The following is a 17,711-nucleotide window of genomic DNA, read 5'->3' on the forward strand; positions in this document are numbered from 1 at the left end:
CCGCCGGCGTCGCGCCCGGTACTAGGATGGCACTGTGGCTGGCCTGATCAAACGTGAAGATATCGACGAAGTACGCCAGCGGACCGACATCAAGGAAGTCGTTGACGGCTATGTGACCCTCAAGGGCGCTGGGCTGGGGTCATTCAAAGGCCTGTGCCCCTTCCACGATGAGCGCTCGCCCTCCTTCACCGTCCGCCCTCAGGCGGGCCGCTACCACTGCTTCGGTTGCGGCGAGGACGGCGACGTCATCTCCTTCGTCCAAAAACTGGACCACATCTCCTTCCACGAGGCCGTGGAAAAGCTGGCGCACCGGATCGGCTTTGAGCTCCACTACGAGGACGGCGGCTCCGGCCCCAACCGCGAGGACATCGGCCGCCGCCAGCGCCTGCTGGACGCCCACAAGGTGGCCGACGAGTTCTTCCGCGCCCAGCTGCTGACCGCGGGGGCCACGGAAGGCCGGAACTTCCTGCACGGCCGCGGTTTTGACCGCGCGGCCGCCGAGCTCTTCGGCGTCGGCTACGCCCCGCAGGGTTGGGATGCCCTGCTCAAGCACCTCCGCGGCCGCGGCTACACGGACGCGGAACTCAAGCTCACGGGCATGTTCTCAGCCGGGGGACCCGGAAACCAGCAGAGAATATATGACCGCTTCCGTGGCCGGCTGATCTGGCCCATCCGGGATATCGCCGGGGACACGATCGGGTTCGGCGCCCGCAAGCTCTTCGAGGACGACCAAGGCCCCAAGTACCTCAACACCCCCGAGACCGCGCTCTACAAGAAGTCCCAGGTCCTGTACGGAATCGACCTCGCCAAGCGCGACATCGCCAAGGAGCGCCAGCTCGTGGTGGTGGAGGGCTACACCGACGTCATGGCCTGCCATCTGGCCGGCATCACGACGGCGGTGGCCACCTGCGGCACCGCCTTCGGCACCGAGCACATCAAGATCGCCCGCCGGCTGCTCTCCGACGACGGCAGCGGCGGAGAGGTCATCTTCACGTTCGACGGCGACGCCGCCGGCCAGAAGGCGGCGCTTCGCGCCTTCGAAGAGGACCAGCGGTTCGTGGCGCAGACCTACGTGGCCGTGGAACCCACCGGGGCGGATCCTTGCGAGCTGCGCCAGTCCAAGGGCGACTCCGCTGTCCGGGACCTGATCGGGACCCGCCGCCCGCTTTTCGAATTCGCCATCCGCGCCTCCCTCAAGCGGCACAACCTGGACACGGTCGAGGGCCGGATCGCTGCACTGCGTGAATCCGCGCCCGTCGTGGCCCAGATCCGCGACGCCGGCATCCGTCCCGCCTACGCCCGCGAACTCGCAGGCTGGCTGGGAATGCCGGTCGAGGAAGTCAGCCGGGCCGTCGGCGCGGCCGCCAAGCGCGCCGCCCAGCAGCCGTCCGGCGGCTCCGGACAAGGCCACGGCTCCGGCTACGGCCAGAGTCCCGGCGGAGGCGCACCGGGGCGGTCAGCGCCCGGCGTGGCGCCCCTGCCGCCGTCGGCCGTTCTTCCGTCCTTCAACCGGCCGGACCCCCGCGACCCGGTGGCGGCCATGGAACGCCAGGCCCTCGTGGTGGCGCTGCAGGAACCCGGGATGCTCGAAGGCGAGACCTGGCAGCGCTTCACTGAGGCCCGCTTCTCGACACCGGTGTACGGTGCCATCCACGAAGCCATCCGGGCCACCGGGCTGGGCTTCGCAGGGGATCCGATGCGCTGGGTGGAGCAGTTGCTGCAGGAGGTCTCCGAGCCGCTCCGGCCGCTCGTGTCCGAGCTCGCCGTCGTGCCGCTGCCGGCCAGCACCGCCGACGGAGTGCTGCGGTACTGCAAGGACATCCTCGCCCGATTGTTCGAGCTGCAGATCACCCGGATCAAGGCGGACAAAATGGGACAGCTGCAGAGGCTCGACGCCTCGGCCGACCCTGAGGAGTTCCAGCGGCTGAACCGCGAGCTCATGGAGCTCGAGATGCAGCGGCGGTCGCTGCGGTCCGACGCCTGAGGCGCCGATTTCGTTTCCCGGCCCGGTGTTTGCTAGGCTTATAGCCGCTTCATTCCTCCTTAGCTCAATTGGCAGAGCATTCGACTGTTAATCGAAGGGTTGCTGGTTCAAGTCCAGCAGGAGGAGCGCGCAGTCCCCGTTCCGGGTCACCGGAGCGGGGACTTTTTGATACCCGCTGGGGGTATCGGCGGGGTCAGTGCCAGGGCGGCCCCGGCCGATTTCCAAAGCGGCGAAACCTTTGCTAATGTCGTACCTGCTTCATTCCTCCTTAGCTCAATTGGCAGAGCATTCGACTGTTAATCGAAGGGTTGCTGGTTCAAGTCCAGCAGGAGGAGCGGACAGGTCCCGCGGCCGGTGAACAACCGGCTGCGGGACCTTTTTTGTGCCCTTTGATGTTCCCGGATTCCGGGGTGCCGCGGTGCCGGGGGAGTGCTGTTCTCAGACGAAGTACATCTCGACCTGGAGGAAGCGCTCGGCCTCGGCCACGGCGGCCTGGAATGCCTCGTTCTCGGTGGGGGACTTCCGGGGCTCGCGCGGGTGCCACTCATGCGGGGCCGAATGCACCTGGGTGAAGCCGGAGCCCGGCGGGGCGTAGAAGATCCCGAAGCGCTGCACAGGCCATTCGGGGGAGGTCTCGGGGGCGACCAGGAGGGCGGAATCGTAGGCCGGGTTGTACCACTGGGCGATCGGGCGCCGGCGATCCTCCGTGAACAGCCCGGCGGCGAAGAGGGCTGCCGACTGGGTGCTGGTCTGGCTGCACAACCGATCCCACCACAGCGGCAGGATCCCGGCATCGACCCGCTGCCACGTGGCCGGTAGGGGCGGAGGATCCTGCCAGTCGGGCATACATCAACTTTATCGCCCGCCGGGGACGCCGAATAGGGCACTCCGGCACGGGCACGGGCACAGGCACAGGCACGGGACATGTCCGTTGCTGGGGTTGGCGCGTGGACATGATCCCGTGATGCCCAGTCCTGGGTGCGAGGAATGGGCATGTCCTCCCGGGGGAGGTGTTCCGTGCGGGCAGGCGGGCAGCCCTTCACGGGACATGTCCGTTGCTGGGGTTGGCGCGTGGACATGATCCCGTGATGCCCAGTCCTGGGTGCGAGGAATGGGCATGACCTCCCGGGGGAGTGGCACCAAGAATGAGCATGTCCCGTGGGGGAGCAGCGGGCGCGGCGGGTCCCCTAGTGGATCGAGGGGACGGTGCGGGGCCTGACGACCAGCCACAGGGCCGCGGCGGCCAGGAAGATGCACACAGCCTGGACGGCGCCCATCGGCGTGGCCGACTGTCCGCCGAGCCAGCCGACCACCGGAGAAATGAGGCCGGCCATCATGAAAGTGGCCGCGCCAAGCAAGGAGGCGGCGGTCCCGGCCTGGGCGCCATGCTTGGCCAGGGCCAGCACCTGGACGGTCGGAAACGTGAAGCCGGCGCCGAGGATGTAGAACCACAGCGGCACCATGACACCCCAGAGTCCGAAGCCCAGACGATCGAAAACGACAATCAGAACGGCCATCAGGAACATCCAAGCGGTGGAACAGGCCAGGATCCACTGCGGCGGGACGCGTTTGATGAGCCGGGAGCTGGTCTGCACTCCGGAAACGATGCCAAGCGAGTTGATGCCGAAGAGCAGTCCATACTGCTGCGGCGTGAAGCCGTAAATGCCCTGGAACAGGAACGGCGACGCGGAGAGGTACGTGAACAGGCCCGCGAAGTTCATACCGCCCACCATCAGCAGGCCGACGAAGATCCGGTCCGCGAACAGCACTTTGTACCGTTGACGGGCTGTGAGCCCGGTCTTCCCCCGCAGCTCCGGTGGCAGCGTCTCACGCACCACGAACAGGGCCGCGATGATCACGAGGGTCCCGTAACTGGCCAGGAAGAAAAAGATGCCCGGCCACGGCATCAGCAGCAGCAGCTGCGATCCGATGACGGGGGCGAGGATCGGGGCCAGGCCGTTGACGAGGGCCATCCGTGAAAACATCCGCACCATGGCGTAGCCGCTGAACAGGTCCCGGACCATGGCCATGGCCACGACCCCGCCTCCCGCGGCCCCGACGCCCATCAGGATCCTGAAGAAACCCAGCGCGGCGATGTCCGTGGAAAGGGCGGCGCCGAGGGACGCGGAAATGTGCACCGCCGTCGCCAGAATGAGGGGCAGGCGCCGCCCGAACTTGTCACTCAGCGGTCCCACCACCAGCTGGCCCAGGGCGAACCCGACCGTCGTTCCGGTAAGTGTCAGCTGAACTGCGGCCTGGGAGACGCCCAGGCTTGCTTCGAGGGCAGGGAACGCCGGCAGGTACAAGTCCACGGTGAACGGTCCGAGAGCGGTGAGCGCCCCGAGCATCAGAATGTACAGGAGCTTGCGGCGTCGGCTCAGGGCATCGCCGGGATTCGTGGGTGTCGTCACAGAGGTCCATCCTAGGGCCCGGAGGTGGCCGGGGGCGGCGGCTCCACGGGCGCGCCACACCTTGCCCTCAAGGCCCTGACCGGGGGCTGAATGGTAGTTTTGACACCGGGGTCTGTGCGAAGCTGTGCAGATTCGGCAAACCCGCGCGAGCGGAACCACAGATGGCACCAGTTAGGCGGGACCGATGAGCGGACGTCACAGCGGCGGGACAGGCGGAGGGCTGCGCATTTCCGCGCTGCCCAAGACCCTAAGACTGATCTTCAAACTGGCGCCCCGCCAACTCAACGACGAGATTGCCCTGGCCAAGATCGAGATCAAGCGCAAGGGCATCGAGCTCGGCATCGCCGCCGCCTTCCTCGCCGTCGCCCTGGCTTTCGTTGCCTTCCTGGTGATCGGGCTCATCGTTGCCGCGATCATGGGGCTGGCCACGATCATGCCCGCTTGGCTCGCAGCCCTCCTTGTCTGCGGTGTCTTCCTGCTGATTGCCCTGATCGTGGCTCTGGTCGGCGTCAGGAAGTTCAAAAAGGCCATGCCGCTGGTCCCGGAAGAGACCCTTCGCGGCCTCAAATACGATCTCGGGATCGCCAAGGAAGGCTCCGGCTTCGATCCGGCAGTCCTGGATCCGTCCTCCGAGCAGGCCAAGGCAGCGAAGGCCGCCAAGGCTGAGGCAGCCGCCAAGGCGAAGGCCGAAAAGGACGCCAAGAAGGCCGCCGAGCCAGACTTCGGCCCGCCGCCCACCGAAGCCGAACTCCGGCGTCGGCTGGTCCAGCGCCGCACCCACCTCACCGGGGTGCGCGACGACCTCGGCCAGGAACTCGACGTCAAGACGCAGGCCCAGGCTCTTCTGGCCACCACCCAGGTCCGGCTCAATGCGGGCAAGGTGCAGCTCAGCGGCAAGGTCGCAGGCTTCCGGTCCCCGTCCGGGAGTTCGGCAAAGACCTCCCCTGGGGCCTCGGACGATCGGGGCCTGGCCGGCCTGCTTAGCCAGCGCTGGAAGCCGCTGGCCGCCCTCACCGCGTCCGCAGCCGCGCTCGTTTTCCTGCTCCGCAAACTGATCAAGGGCTAGGCAGCCCCCTGTTCTCCCACGCAGATTCATTGCCGGCCACGCAAAGGGGGCACCGTTGAAGTTCATCGGCGCTGGAGCCCGGCCGGGGCAACCCCAATTCCACCAGGACGCGGTCTTCACGATCCCCAACCTCCTGACGGTGGTGCGGTTCCTCGGCGTCCCCCTCTTCATCTGGCTTGTCCTCGCTCAGCAGCAATACGGCTTCGGGGCGCTGGTGCTGGCCGTCATGGCCAGCACCGACTGGGTGGACGGCTACATTGCGCGACGCTTCAACCAGATGTCCAACCTTGGCCGGGTCATGGACCCCATTGCCGACCGGCTTTCCCTTATTGCCGTAGCGGTCACGCTTGCCATTGCAGGCATCGTCCAATGGTGGTATCTGGCCGCACTCCTGCTCCCTGACGCGGTCTTGCTCACGGTGACCCTGTTCTACTTCGGCAGCCACCCTGACCTGCCGGTGAGCCGCATCGGGAAGATCCGGACCGGGCTGCTGCTTGTCGGAACTCCGCTGCTGGTGCTTTCCAAAATGCCCCTCCCCGCTACGGACGTTTACGCCACCGTCGCGTGGATCTTCCTGGGCCTGGGACTGGCGGGGCACTGGATCGCGGCCTACAACTACTTCTGGGCGATCATCCGCAAGGGCAAGACGGGCAAAGCGCACGACGGCGGCCCGCGCTGATGGTCTGGCTCGCGGTCCTGCTGGCAGTGGCCGGCGCCTTCTTCCTGGCCTTCGGCGCCCAGCGCCAGGGCAGCGCGGTCAAGGCCGATACCGGCGGGCTGGCGCTCAGCACCCATGGGTTCCTGCGCCTGCTTCGGACACCCCGCTGGGTCTTCGGGCTGCTGCTGCTGTGCGTCGGCATGGCGATGAATGCGATCGCCCTTGTCACGGCCCCGCTCACCGTGGTCCAGCCGATCGGGGCGATCGCCCTCGTGATCACCACGGTGGTCAACACCAAAGACCAGGGCCTGAGCATGAACCGGGCGACGGTGGTGGCGATCTCGGCGTGCGTCACCGGTTCCGCCCTGTTTGTTGTGCTGGCCGTCAACGTGACGCAGGAAAACCACCACGTCAGTTCCACGGACGAGCTGACCATTGTTCTCCTGCTGGCCCTGGCCGTGGGTCTCTTCGGGACGCTCGCCCTGTTGTTCAAACACCGCATGAGCGCCTTCATCTTCATCCTCGGCGCCGGCGTGCTCTTTGGCTTCGTGGCCGTTCTGACCCGCATCATCGGCAAACACCTGCTGGACCCTAACGGACTGTTCCTGCTGAATGTCCAGTGGTATTCCGTCGTCGCGATTGCGGCCGCGGGCGGACTGGGATCATGGTTTGTCCAGAACGCCTACTCCAACGGGCCGCCGGACCTGGTGATCGCGGGATTGACCGTCGTCGACCCGATCGTGGGCATCGCAATCGGGATTGCGATCCTCGGCGAGCTGCGGCCCGATGTGCACGCCGTGATGGCAATTGCCATGGGGACGGCCGCATCCCTTGCTATCGTGGGAGTGATCGCCCTCTCCAGGCACCACCCCGAGGTCACCAAGCGCAAGAAAGACGCGCGGAAGGCCGCGGGCAGGTCCTAGGGCGTCAGTAAAGACCTCAGCAGTAGGCCCGGCACGCCTGCGCCGACGGCCAGCCGGCCACCACAGACCCAGCTGCCCGCACCGTGACCACCAGGAGCCCTCCACGTGACCATGCCCGATAGCAAGCATCCGCTGACCATCTTGATTGCCGCGGAAACGTACCCGCCCAACGTCAACGGCGCTGCCATGTTCGGATACCGCCTCGCCAAGGGTATGACTGCCCGCGGACACAACGTGCATGTCCTCGCCTGCCGCCCGGGCAAGGGCCCCAGCTTCAGCGAGTTCAGCGACGAAGGCACTGTCCACCGGATCCGCTCACACTCAGTGCCGACCCACGAATACTTCCGGATCACTTTTCCCTGGGAGATCAAAAAGGAAATCAGCCTGCTGTTCGACAAGATCCAGCCGGACGTGGTCCACATTCAGAGCCACTACATGATCGGCGAGCACGTGCTGTACGAGGCCGTGAAGCGCGGCATCCGGGTCGTGGCCACCAATCACTTCATGCCGGAGAACCTGAACCCGTTCCTGCCCTTCCCGCAGTGGTTCAAGGACATCGTGGGGCGCATTTCGTGGAAGGACATGGGCAAGGTCATGGGCCAGGCCGACGTCGTGACGACGCCCACGCCGCTGGCGGCCAAAGCCATGCACGATCACGCCTTCCTGCGCAAGGTCCTGCCGCTCTCCAACGGCATCGACGCCGCCGCCTACGAGCCCGAGCCGGGAGAGACGGTGGAGCGGCATGGCAGCCCCACGGTCCTCTTTGTGGGCCGGCTCGCCGAGGAAAAGCACATCGACGTGCTGATCGACGCCGTTGCCAAGACTCCCGCAGAGCTGGATATTCACCTGGAGATCGTTGGTGGCGGGGAAGTCCGGCGGTCCCTCGAGGCCCAAGTTGCCCGGATCGGGCTGCAGGACCGGGTCAAGTTCCTTGGCCTGGCGAGCGACGCCGAACTCCGTAGGGCCTACATCGCTGCCGACGTGTTCTGCATGCCCGGCACGGCAGAGCTCCAGTCGCTCGTGACACTGGAGGCGATGTCCGCGTCCACGCCCGTGCTGCTGGCAGACGCCATGGCCCTGCCGCACCTCGTGCGCGACGGCGAGAATGGCTTCCTGTTCACCCCTAACGACAGTGACGACCTGGCAGCCAAGCTGGTCCGGGTGCTCACGCTTCCGGCCGACGAGCTTGCGGCCATGGGGAAGACCAGCCGGGGCATGGTGGAGAACCACAGCATCGAACGCACCCTCCAGACGTTCGAGGACATTTACCGCGGCGCCAGCTACGACGACCTAGTCGTCTAGCCGCGCCGCGCTTTGCACGGCCGTGTGCACGGCGCGGACGACTACTATTGCTAGAGTGATTTTGCCCGGAACCAGTCCGGCCCGTGCGGGCCGATCCGGATTCCGGGCGCAGGGGGCTATAGCTCAGCTGGTTAGAGCGCGGGACTCATAATCCTAAGGTCCTCGGTTCAAGTCCGAGTAGCCCTACATTCGCGGAGGACCCTGGTCCGGATCCGCAGTCTCGGGAGCCGGGCCGGCGTTCGACGTCGGCCCGGCTCCTTTTCATTGCCAGGCTCCTTCCAACAGCCCCGATCTCTTGGCGCAGGCCGGTCCGCCCTTTTCTGCGGTCGGCCGGACGCCCGTGTCCGCCGTGCTCCGCCGGCCGCGTCCCCCTCCCTCCAACCGGTCTTGCCCGCGCGTGCAGTCGCGGAATTCACTTGCGGGCACGCCTGGGCTGCGGTATGTTACTCATGAGTAACATACCCTCGGCGCAACGTTCGCGTCTCTTGGTCACCGCTGATCACACGTGAAGGAACCTCATGTCCAAAGCTGCTATCGACATCAACAATCTCCCGTACGCCGATGGCGATTTCTTCGCGTTCGAACAGCTGCTCAGCGGCAAGGAACAGGACCGGCTGGCGGAAGTGCGGGAGTTCCTTGCCCGGGAGGTCAAGCCGATCGCCGTCGACTGCTGGAACCGCGGCGAGTTCCCGATGGAGCTGATCCCGAAGCTTGCCGAAATCGACCTGGTCAGCCCGGTCAAGAGGCAGGGCTACTCGAACCTCTTCGCAGGCATCCTGCACGCCGAAGCGACCCGGGCGGACACGTCCATCGCCACGTTCATGGGCGTCCACGACGGACTTTTCACGGGCTCGATCGAGGCCCTCGCCTCACAGGAACAGCAGGACGCCTGGCTGCCGGATATCTACTCCCTCAAGAAGATCGGCGCCTTCGGCCTCACCGAACCCCTTGGCGGCTCCGACGTCGCCGGCGGCACCCGGACCACAGCGCGGCGCGAAGGCGGCAACTGGATTCTCAACGGTGCCAAGCGCTGGATCGGCAACGCGACCTTCTCCGACTGGGTAGTCATCTACGCGCGGGACGTTGCCGACAACCAGGTCAAGGGGTTCCTGGTGGACACCAAGACGGAGGGTTATGGCGCCACAAAGATTGAGAACAAGATCTCCCTCCGTACCGTGCAAAATGCCGATATCACGCTCGAAAACGTCGTGGTCCCCGACTTCTTCAAGCTCGCGCACGCCAACAGCTTCCGCGACACCAATAAGGTCCTCAAGGTCACCCGCCTCTCGGTCGCCTGGCAGGCCGTCGGTCAGCAGCTGGCAGCCTTCGACGTCGCGCGCCGCTACGCTGTGGAGCGCAGCCAGTTCGGACGCCCCATCGCCTCCTTCCAGTTGGTCCAGCACCAGCTGGTCCAGATTCTCGGCAACGCTGTCAGCTCCATGGGCATGATGGTCCGCCTCTCCCAGCTGGAGGACGCCGGCGAGGCGAAGGACGAGCAGTCCGCGCTGGCCAAGGCGTTCACAACGGCGCGCATGCGCGAGAGTGTCGCGATGGGCCGCAGCATCCTTGGCGGCAACGGGATTGTGACCGACTACGAGATGGCCAAGGTATTTGCCGACGCCGAAGCCATCTACTCCTACGAGGGCACGCACGAGATCAACACGCTCGTCACCGGCCGGGCCATCACGGGTATCTCCGCAATCGTCTAGGCCTGCCTACCGACGCAGCGGCCCTTCATCCGGCTCGTCCCCGGCCCGAACCCTTTATCCCGGGGCAGGATCCACCGGAGGAAGCAGGATCGAGGGCCGCAGGTCTGACACGAAGCCCAGCGGATTGACGTACTCCGCGCCGCGCCGCACGCCCCAGTGGATGCAGGGCAGTGTTCCGCAATGGCCGGGCAGGGAATGCCCCAGAATGTCGCCTTTCGCCACGGCAGTCCCGGGCGCCAGGCCACTTTCCACGGGCTCGAAGCTACTTCTGAGACCGTCTCCGTGGTCGATCGTGATGACCGGCCGGTCCACCACGACGCCGACGAAGGTGACGGTGCCGGACGCCGGCGCGAGCACCGGCGCGCCGTCGTACGCCGTCCGGAGGTCCACGCCCCGATGTCCGCTCAGCCAGGGCTTGGCCGGAGGAGCGAAAGCGCGCAGCACTGCGGGTCTGGGATCCAGCGGCCACCGCCAGGCGGTGCCGGCCGGTGCGGTCTGCGCTGCCGCGGAGGCTTGGCCGCCTGTCGGGGTGGACACAGGTCCGGCCGCCGCCACGACGCCTGCCCCCGCAGTTACGGGACAAAGTGCCATAAGGATGGCCACCAGTACTGCCGGGCTATTCATGCGCCTAGCCTTCCGGTGCGCGGGACCGGGTGGAACCGCGTGCTCCGGCTATGTGGACAAACCGGGCCGGCGGAGAATGCACCGCCAGCCGCGCCCCTCGACGTAGACCCAAACAGGCCTCCACGCGGGCCCCACGCAGGCCTCCAAACAGGCCTCCAAACAGGCCTCCAAACAGGCCCCCGCCGGAGCCGAAAACGGTCCGCCCAGGCAGGACCCCTGTAGTACACTAGGTGGAGCAGTTTGCTGTGCCCTCATGCTTATTCAAGCCGGCACGCCTCATTCAGGGGTGCGGGGGACCAGCGGCTGACTACGCGTATCCAGCCCTCCTCATTCGAAGCTTCAACTCTTCAACGGCGGAGGACTGCGCGTCCTGCGGTCCGTCCTTATGGCACGGATGGGATGTGCAGTGGATGCCAGGAGCAGCACCCGCCTGGGTGTGAGCTAACAAACCGTCAACTATTGGCAGGGTAAGACAGCCTCAGGGCTCTCTCATGAATGACCTGCCGGAAGGAGCGCCGGCATGCCCGTCGTAACTATGCGCCAGCTGCTTGACAGCGGCGTCCACTTTGGACACCAGACCCGCCGTTGGAACCCGAAGATGAAGCGCTTCATCTTCACGGAGCGCAACGGCATCTACATCATTGACCTGCAGCAGTCGCTGTCCTACATCGACCGCGCGTACGAGTTCGTGAAGGCCACCGTTGCACACGGCGGCACCGTCCTCTTCGTCGGCACCAAGAAGCAGGCGCAGGAATCCATCGCCGAGCAGGCAACCCGCGTCGGCCAGCCGTACGTCAACCAGCGTTGGCTCGGCGGTATGCTGACCAACTTCCAGACGGTCTCCAAGCGCATCCAGCGCATGAAGGAACTGGAAGAGATCGACTTCGACGACGTCGCCGGTTCCGCGTACACGAAGAAGGAACTGCTGCTCCTTCGCCGCGAACTCACCAAGCTGGAAACCAACCTCGGTGGTATCCGCAACCTGACCAAGGCGCCGTCCGCGCTGTGGATCGTTGACACCAAGAAGGAACACCTTGCTGTCGACGAGGCCAAGAAGCTGAACATTCCGGTTGTGGCCATCCTGGACACCAACTGCGATCCCGACGAAGTCGACTTCCCGATCCCGGGCAACGACGACGCCATCCGCTCCGTCAACCTGCTGACCCGCGTTGTTGCCGACGCCGTTGCCGAGGGCCTCATCGCCCGCAACCAGCGCGCTACCGGCACCACGGAAGCTCCGGAAGAGCCGCTGGCCGAGTGGGAGCGCGAGCTCCTCGAAGGCAGCAAGACCGAGGCTGCCCCGGCCGCCGAGGCTGCTCCGGTTGCTGAAGAGGCCCCGGCCGCCGAGGCTGCTCCGGCTGCTGAAGAGGCTCCCGCCGCTGAAGCTGCTCCGGCCGCTGACGAAGCCAAGTAGTCAGACAAATAAATCTGGATCTCCCCTCATGCTGCCCGCAGCGTAGGGGGTACTGACAGGATGGCCGCTCACTGGGTGAGCAGCCGTCCTGTCGGTCCGTACACCACATAAAATTTCTAGACAGAGGGGTTCACATGGCGAACTACACTGCCGCTGATATCAAGGCTCTGCGCGAGCGCACCGGCGCCGGCATGATGGATGTCAAGAAGGCTCTTGACGAAGCCAACGGTGACGCCGAGAAGGCCATCGAAATTATCCGCATCAAGGGCCTGAAGGGCGCTACCAAGCGCGAAGGCCGCTCGACCGCCGAAGGCCTGGTTGCTGCCAAGGTCGCGGACGGCGTCGGCGTGATGATCGAAGTCAACTGCGAGACCGACTTCGTCGCGAAGGCTGACAAGTTCATCCAGCTCGCCGACAAGGTCCTCGCCGTGGCTGTTGAGTCCGGCGCTGCCGACCTCGAGGCACTGCTGGCCACCGAGGTCGACGGGAAGCCGCTGTCCGAGGTCGTCGTCGAAGAGGGCGCCGTTTTGGGCGAGAAGGTTGTTGTCCGTCGTATCTCCCGCATCGAGGGCGCAACGGTCGACGCTTACCTGCACAAGACCTCCAAGGACCTCCCGGCACAGGTCGGCGTTCTGTTCGCCGTTGACGGCGAAGGCGAAGCAGCTGACACCGCAGCCCACGACGTAGCCGTCCACATCGCCGCGATGTCCCCGAACTACCTCACCCGTGAGGACGTTCCGGCCGAGCTGGTCGATTCCGAGCGCCGCATCGCCGAGGAAACCGCCAAGGCCGAGGGCAAGCCCGAAGCTGCGATGACCAAGATCGTGGAAGGCCGCGTTACCGGCTTCTACAAGGGCGAGGTCCTCGTTGACCAGGCATTCGCCAAGGATGCCAAGAAGTCCGTCGCGCAGGTCCTCACAGAGGCCGGCGTCAAGGGAACCGCGTTCGCGCGTTTCCGCGTCGGCTCCTAGCCAGACACCAGTCAGACATGCTGAGGGGGTGGTCACTGCGGTGGCCGCCCCTTTTGCATGCACCCGGGACATGCATCTGCCTCCCGGGCACCGCGGGCCGGGCGGAATGACGCCTTTGGCCCCCGGCACGATAACCTAGCTCAGAGTTCATCAACGGGAAGGCACCATGGAAACCGTCACCACTTCAGCCCAGCCAAAGAAGACCCGGCGCCGGGTTCTGTTGAAGCTTTCCGGCGAGGTCTTCGGCGGCGGAAAGCTGGGCGTTGACCCGGATACCGTCCGCGGGGTTGCCAAGCAAATCGCCGCCGCCGTGCCCGACGTCGAGGTCGCCATCGTCGTCGGCGGCGGAAACTTCTTCCGCGGCGCCGAACTGTCCCAGAGCGGCATGGACCGCTCCCGCGCGGACTACATGGGCATGCTCGGCACCGTGATGAACTGCCTCGCGCTCCAGGACTTCCTGGAACAGGCCGGGGTGGAAACACGGGTGCAAAGCGCCATCACCATGGGCCAGGTCGCCGAAGCGTACATTCCGCGCCGGGCCATCCGCCACATGGAGAAGGGCCGCGTCGTCATCTTCGGCGCCGGGGCAGGCCTGCCGTACTTCTCCACGGACACCGTGGCGGCCCAGCGGGCAATGGAAGTCCACGCCGACGTCGTCCTGATGGCCAAGAGCGGCGTAGACGGCGTCTACACCGCCGACCCCAAGAAGGACCCCACCGCCGAGAAGCTCCACCACCTCAGCTACGACGATGCCCTCCGCCGCGACATCCGCGTGATGGACCAGACCGCCATGACCATGTGCAAGGACAACAACCTCACGATGGTCGTCTTCGGCATGGAAGGTGAAGGCAACGTCACCCGCGCCATCCTCGGTGAAGACCTGGGTACCGTTGTCACCCCCTAGCAACGGCTAGGATGTTTTCAGGACAGTTCCGCCACCGAGTGACCGGTGACCACGCGGGATACACAGACGGAACGAAGACCGTGCCGCGTCCCGCCCGGCGGGACGCACCAATTTCTGAGGAGAGACCGTGATCGAAGAAACCTTGCTCGAAGCCGGGGACAAGATGGACAAGGCGGTCGAGGTAGCCAAGGAAGACTTCGCCTCGATCCGTACGGGCCGCGCGACGCCGGGCCTGTACAACAAGGTCGTCGTCGAGTACTACGGGACCCCGACGCCGCTGCAGCAGTTGGCCTCCTTCGCGGTGCCGGATGCCCGCACCATCCTCATCACCCCGTACGACAAGACGGCGCTGCGTGACATCGAGCGCGCCCTGAGTGATTCCGAGGTGGGCGCCAACCCCTCCAACGACGGCAACGTCATCCGGATCACCATCCCGGAGCTGACCAGCGAGCGGCGCAAGGAATACGTCAAGATCGTCAAGTCCAAGGGCGAGGACGCCAAGGTCTCCATCCGCAACATCCGCCGCAAGGCCAAGGAAACCCTGGACAAGCTGGTCAAGGACGGCGAGGCCGGCGAAGACGAGGGCACCCGCGGCGAAAAGGACCTGGATGCCCTGACCAAGGCGCACGTTGACGGAATCGACGAGCTGCTCAAACGCAAGGAAGCCGAGCTGCTCGAGGTCTGATGGGGGCAGAACAGGAGGCTCCCGGACCCCGCGTCCGGTTGCGGGGGAAAGAGCGGAAGAATCCGACACCGAAGGCCGGCAGGAACCTTCCTGCCGCCACGGCCGTGGGGCTTGGCATGCTTTTGGCCGTCCTGGGCGGCCTGCTCTTCCTCCCGCTGGGCTTTGTGCTCATTGTCACCGCGTTCGCTATTTTCGGCGTCTGGGAGGTTTTCCGGGCGTTGGAGGCCTCAGGCACCAGGCTTCCGATCGTGCCGGTCATGACCGGCACGATCGCGATGCCCCTGGCGGCCTACTTTGGCGGCCCCGAAAGCCTTCTGTTCGCCATGCTGCTGAGCAGCGTTGCGGTGCTGCTGTGGCGTTCCCTTGAGGGCGCCGCCGGATCCGCGCGCAGCATCTTCGCCGGCGTCTTTTCCCTGGCCTGGGTCCCGTTCCTGATCAGTTTCGCCGTCCTGCCGCTGCACACAGCCGGAGGCGTGACGCCGATGGGTCTGTGGCCCGACGGCGTGGTGCCGCCCGGCGCCTGGCAAATCGCGACCCTGCTGCTCCTGGTCGTCTCCAACGACACCTTCGGTTATCTTGTCGGGGCTTTCCTGGGGAAGCATCCGATGGCCCCCAAGATCAGCCCCAAGAAGACCTGGGAGGGCTTCGGCGGTTCGATCGCCGGAGCCATGGTCATCGGCGTGCTGGCGACCATCTTCGTGCTGGACAAGCCGTGGTGGGTCGGCGTCGTGCTCGCTGTGGGCATGGTGGCTGCGGCCACTGCGGGCGACCTTGCCGAATCCATGGTCAAGCGCGAGCTCGGCATTAAGGACATGAGCAGCATCCTGCCCGGACACGGGGGAGTGATGGACCGGCTGGACTCGATCGTGTTCGCTTCGCCTGTGGCCTTTATCCTCTTCGCGGCCGTCGCTGGGGCATAGGCGCCTCCCGGACCCGTACTTCCGGCCCCTAGAATGGTGCCGGGCAAACCAGCCGAACGGCATCGAAGGAAACATAGTTACAGTGGACATTCAACGGCAGATTCCTGCGTCTTTTGACCGCGTACAGCGGAACCAATATGGCTACAACGCCAAGCAGGTCGACGAGTTCCTGCAGCGCGCACGGGTGTCGTTCGAATCCCCCAAGGCAGCCGGGCGGCCCGTCAAGAGCGCCGACGTCCGGGTCGTTTCCTTCGACCCGGTTAAGGGCGGCTATGCCGCGGCCGGCGTCGACGCGGCCCTGGACCGGCTCGAGGACGCCCTTGCCCGGCGGGAACGCGACGAACTGGTCGCCGAGCGGGGCGAGGAAGCCTGGCTCCGGGAAATCGGCAGGCTGGCCGGGCTGCTCCGGGGACGGCTGCACCGTCCGGACGGCCAGCGTTTCCGGCGTCCCGCCAAGCCGAAGGCCCGCAGCTACAACACCACGGACGTGGACGACCTCTGCCACGAACTGATCGGCTACCTCGAACACGATCAGCCGCTGAGCGTGGACAACGTCCGCCGCGCGGTCTTCCGCTCCGCTGTGGGCCGGGACGGCTACGAGGAAAGCCAGGTGGATGCCTTCCTGGAGCGCGTCGTCGAACTCATGGCCGCCATCGACTGACGGCCACAAGTACTACCGCTCGGTCGCCAGCGGCCGTTCCGGCGTGTGGAGCCTGGTCATGAGACGGGTGATCGTCCGCGGCACCCGGTCCTTCGTCGCACGGGACACCAGGACCATGACGGCGAATGCCGCGGGAACCGTCCACGCGGCCGGTTCGGCCAGCCACGACGGCGTCCCCTCGCCGGCCAGGACCGAGCCCGCCACCATCGCCCCGCCGCAAAGCACCCCGCCGGTCACCATGCCCGCGATCGCGCCCGCATCCGTCAGCCCCCGCCACCAGATGCCGAGCAGCAGCACGGGACAGATCGTGGATGCGGTGAACGCAAATACGAGCCCTACGCTTCCGGCCAGCGCCAAGGACTCCGTCATCGAGGCGATTCCCAGTGGCACGACCGCCGAGATCAGCGCAGCCAGCCGGAAACCGCGCACGCTGCCGCCGAGCACGTCCTGGCTGATCACGCCCGCCAGGGAGACCACCAGCCCCGAGGTCGTGGACAGGAAGGCTGCGAACGCTCCGGCCACGACAAGGGCGGACAGCAGGTCCCCGGCCGTCCCGCCGACCATCCGGCCCGGCAGCAGCAGCACCAGCGCGTCGGCCTGGCCGCTCTGGGCCAGGCCCGGCGCGAACACGCGCCCGGTCAGCCCGTACGCCGTCGGGAACAGGTAGAAGACGGAGAGCAGGCCCAGGACAATCAGTGTGGTCCGGCGCGCCGACTGTCCGTCCGGGTTCGTGTAGAAGCGCACCAGCACATGCGGCAAACCGAGCGTGCCGAAGAGCAACGCGACGAGCAGCGAAATGGTCTGGTACGGGCTGCCGGGCACCAGGGCCGTGGGATTCGTGGCGGCCGGCGCCACCGCCGGCGAACCGTTACCGGCCAGCACGAAGAGGATGAACAGGATCGGCACGGCAAGTGCCGTCAGCTTCAGCCAATACTGGAACGCCTGGACAAAGGTGATGGACCGCATTCCGCCCGCCACCACGGTCACGCAGACGACGGCGACCACCGCCACCTGCCCCACCCACGCCGGCAGGCCGGTGGTGATCCGGATGGCAAGGGCCGCACCGTGGAGCTGCGGGACAATGTAGAGCCAGCCGACCAGGACCACCACGAGGCTCGTGACGCGGCGGACGGCGCGTGAATCGAGGCGCGCTTCGGTGAAGTCGGGAATGGTGTACGCGCCGGAGCGCCGCAGGGGAGCGGCCACGAACAACAGCAGCATCAGGTATCCGGCGGTGTAGCCCACGGGATACCAGAGGGCGTCGGTGCCGGAGAGCAGGATGAGCCCCGCGACGCCGAGGAAGCTCGCGGCAGAGAGGTACTCGCCGCCGATCGCCGAGGCGTTCCACCAGGGCCTGACAGTGCGTGAGGCCACGTAGAAGTCACCGGTGGTGCGCGAGACCCGCAGCCCGTAGAAGCCGATGACAGCGGTCGCCAGTGAGACAGCGGCGAACGCCGCGATGCTGAGGACGGGGTTCAC

The 17,711-nt window shown here is 66.2% G+C and carries 16 protein-coding genes and 3 tRNA genes; 15 read left to right on the forward strand and 4 right to left on the reverse strand.

All coding sequences use genetic code 11. The features are described from left to right. Positions 1–34 precede the first annotated feature (34 nt). The 3 genes from dnaG to AC1DCZ_RS01250 all read left to right on the forward strand — a co-directional run bounded on the left by dnaG (position 35) and on the right by AC1DCZ_RS01250 (position 2,319). The gene (gene dnaG / locus AC1DCZ_RS01240) at positions 35–1,984 is read left to right on the forward strand and encodes a DNA primase (protein ID WP_476973037.1); all 1,950 of its coding nucleotides are present in this window, start codon (positions 35–37) and stop codon (positions 1,982–1,984) included. A gap of 53 nt (positions 1,985–2,037) precedes the next feature. Then, positions 2,038–2,110, forward strand: a tRNA-Asn gene (locus tag AC1DCZ_RS01245). A gap of 136 nt (positions 2,111–2,246) precedes the next feature. Then, positions 2,247–2,319, forward strand: a tRNA-Asn gene (locus AC1DCZ_RS01250). 103 nt (positions 2,320–2,422) lie between these two features. Here the strand turns inward: AC1DCZ_RS01250 and AC1DCZ_RS01255 are convergent. Both AC1DCZ_RS01255 and AC1DCZ_RS01260 read right to left on the reverse strand, forming a co-directional pair. Beyond that, complete coding sequence (locus tag AC1DCZ_RS01255; RefSeq protein ID WP_476973038.1) at positions 2,423–2,830, reverse strand: hypothetical protein; 408 nt, start codon at positions 2,828–2,830, stop codon at positions 2,423–2,425. A 341-nt stretch (positions 2,831–3,171) separates the two neighbouring features. Beyond that, a complete protein-coding gene (locus tag AC1DCZ_RS01260) occupies positions 3,172–4,395 on the reverse strand; it encodes a multidrug effflux MFS transporter (RefSeq protein ID WP_476973039.1) in 1,224 nt (407 codons plus the stop codon). A gap of 184 nt (positions 4,396–4,579) precedes the next feature. On the opposite strand from AC1DCZ_RS01260, the gene AC1DCZ_RS01265 reads away from it, so the two are divergent. The 6 genes from AC1DCZ_RS01265 to AC1DCZ_RS01290 all read left to right on the forward strand — a co-directional run bounded on the left by AC1DCZ_RS01265 (position 4,580) and on the right by AC1DCZ_RS01290 (position 10,053). Beyond that, complete coding sequence (locus tag AC1DCZ_RS01265) at positions 4,580–5,461, forward strand: phage holin family protein (protein ID WP_476973040.1); 882 nt, start codon at positions 4,580–4,582, stop codon at positions 5,459–5,461. A gap of 55 nt (positions 5,462–5,516) precedes the next feature. Continuing rightward, entirely contained in the window at positions 5,517–6,140 is a 624-nt protein-coding gene (locus AC1DCZ_RS01270; RefSeq protein ID WP_476973041.1) for a CDP-alcohol phosphatidyltransferase family protein, read from the forward strand. Then, on the forward strand, positions 6,140–7,042 hold the full coding sequence (locus AC1DCZ_RS01275; RefSeq protein WP_476895134.1) for a DMT family transporter: 903 nt from the start codon (positions 6,140–6,142) through the stop codon (positions 7,040–7,042). The genes AC1DCZ_RS01270 and AC1DCZ_RS01275 overlap by 1 nt, the downstream gene beginning before the upstream one ends. Before the next feature lie 111 nt (positions 7,043–7,153). After that, a complete protein-coding gene (locus AC1DCZ_RS01280) occupies positions 7,154–8,344 on the forward strand; it encodes a glycosyltransferase (protein ID WP_476973082.1) in 1,191 nt (396 codons plus the stop codon). A gap of 112 nt (positions 8,345–8,456) precedes the next feature. After that, positions 8,457–8,530, forward strand: a tRNA-Ile gene (locus AC1DCZ_RS01285). A 332-nt stretch (positions 8,531–8,862) separates the two neighbouring features. Further along, positions 8,863–10,053 (forward strand): acyl-CoA dehydrogenase family protein, encoded by a 1,191-nt coding sequence (locus tag AC1DCZ_RS01290; protein ID WP_476973042.1) that lies wholly within the window; start codon positions 8,863–8,865, stop codon positions 10,051–10,053. A 54-nt stretch (positions 10,054–10,107) separates the two neighbouring features. Here AC1DCZ_RS01290 and AC1DCZ_RS01295 read toward each other — a convergent pair whose 3' ends face one another. Next, complete coding sequence (locus tag AC1DCZ_RS01295; protein WP_476973043.1) at positions 10,108–10,677, reverse strand: M23 family metallopeptidase; 570 nt, start codon at positions 10,675–10,677, stop codon at positions 10,108–10,110. 520 nt (positions 10,678–11,197) lie between these two features. On the opposite strand from AC1DCZ_RS01295, the gene rpsB reads away from it, so the two are divergent. From rpsB to AC1DCZ_RS01325, 6 genes are all read left to right on the forward strand, one after another. Then, positions 11,198–12,091: a 30S ribosomal protein S2 gene (rpsB, locus tag AC1DCZ_RS01300; protein ID WP_476973044.1), complete on the forward strand. Its 894-nt coding sequence runs from the start codon at positions 11,198–11,200 to the stop codon at positions 12,089–12,091. A gap of 134 nt (positions 12,092–12,225) precedes the next feature. Next, entirely contained in the window at positions 12,226–13,062 is an 837-nt protein-coding gene (gene tsf, locus AC1DCZ_RS01305; protein ID WP_476895111.1) for a translation elongation factor Ts, read from the forward strand. 166 nt (positions 13,063–13,228) lie between these two features. Continuing rightward, positions 13,229–13,966, forward strand: coding sequence for a UMP kinase (pyrH, locus tag AC1DCZ_RS01310; RefSeq protein ID WP_476895110.1), 738 nt, complete (start codon positions 13,229–13,231; stop codon positions 13,964–13,966). 127 nt (positions 13,967–14,093) lie between these two features. Beyond that, a complete protein-coding gene (gene frr / locus AC1DCZ_RS01315; RefSeq protein WP_476895109.1) occupies positions 14,094–14,651 on the forward strand; it encodes a ribosome recycling factor in 558 nt (185 codons plus the stop codon). Beyond that, the gene (locus AC1DCZ_RS01320; protein ID WP_476973045.1) at positions 14,651–15,571 is read left to right on the forward strand and encodes a phosphatidate cytidylyltransferase; all 921 of its coding nucleotides are present in this window, start codon (positions 14,651–14,653) and stop codon (positions 15,569–15,571) included. The genes frr and AC1DCZ_RS01320 overlap by 1 nt, the downstream gene beginning before the upstream one ends. Positions 15,572–15,653: 82 nt before the next feature. Further along, complete coding sequence (locus tag AC1DCZ_RS01325; protein WP_476895107.1) at positions 15,654–16,232, forward strand: DivIVA domain-containing protein; 579 nt, start codon at positions 15,654–15,656, stop codon at positions 16,230–16,232. A 12-nt stretch (positions 16,233–16,244) separates the two neighbouring features. Here the strand turns inward: AC1DCZ_RS01325 and AC1DCZ_RS01330 are convergent, their stop codons facing one another. After that, complete coding sequence (locus AC1DCZ_RS01330) at positions 16,245–17,711, reverse strand: sodium/solute symporter (protein WP_476973046.1); 1,467 nt, start codon at positions 17,709–17,711, stop codon at positions 16,245–16,247.

Source organism: Arthrobacter sp. 10N418, assembly GCF_056394725.1.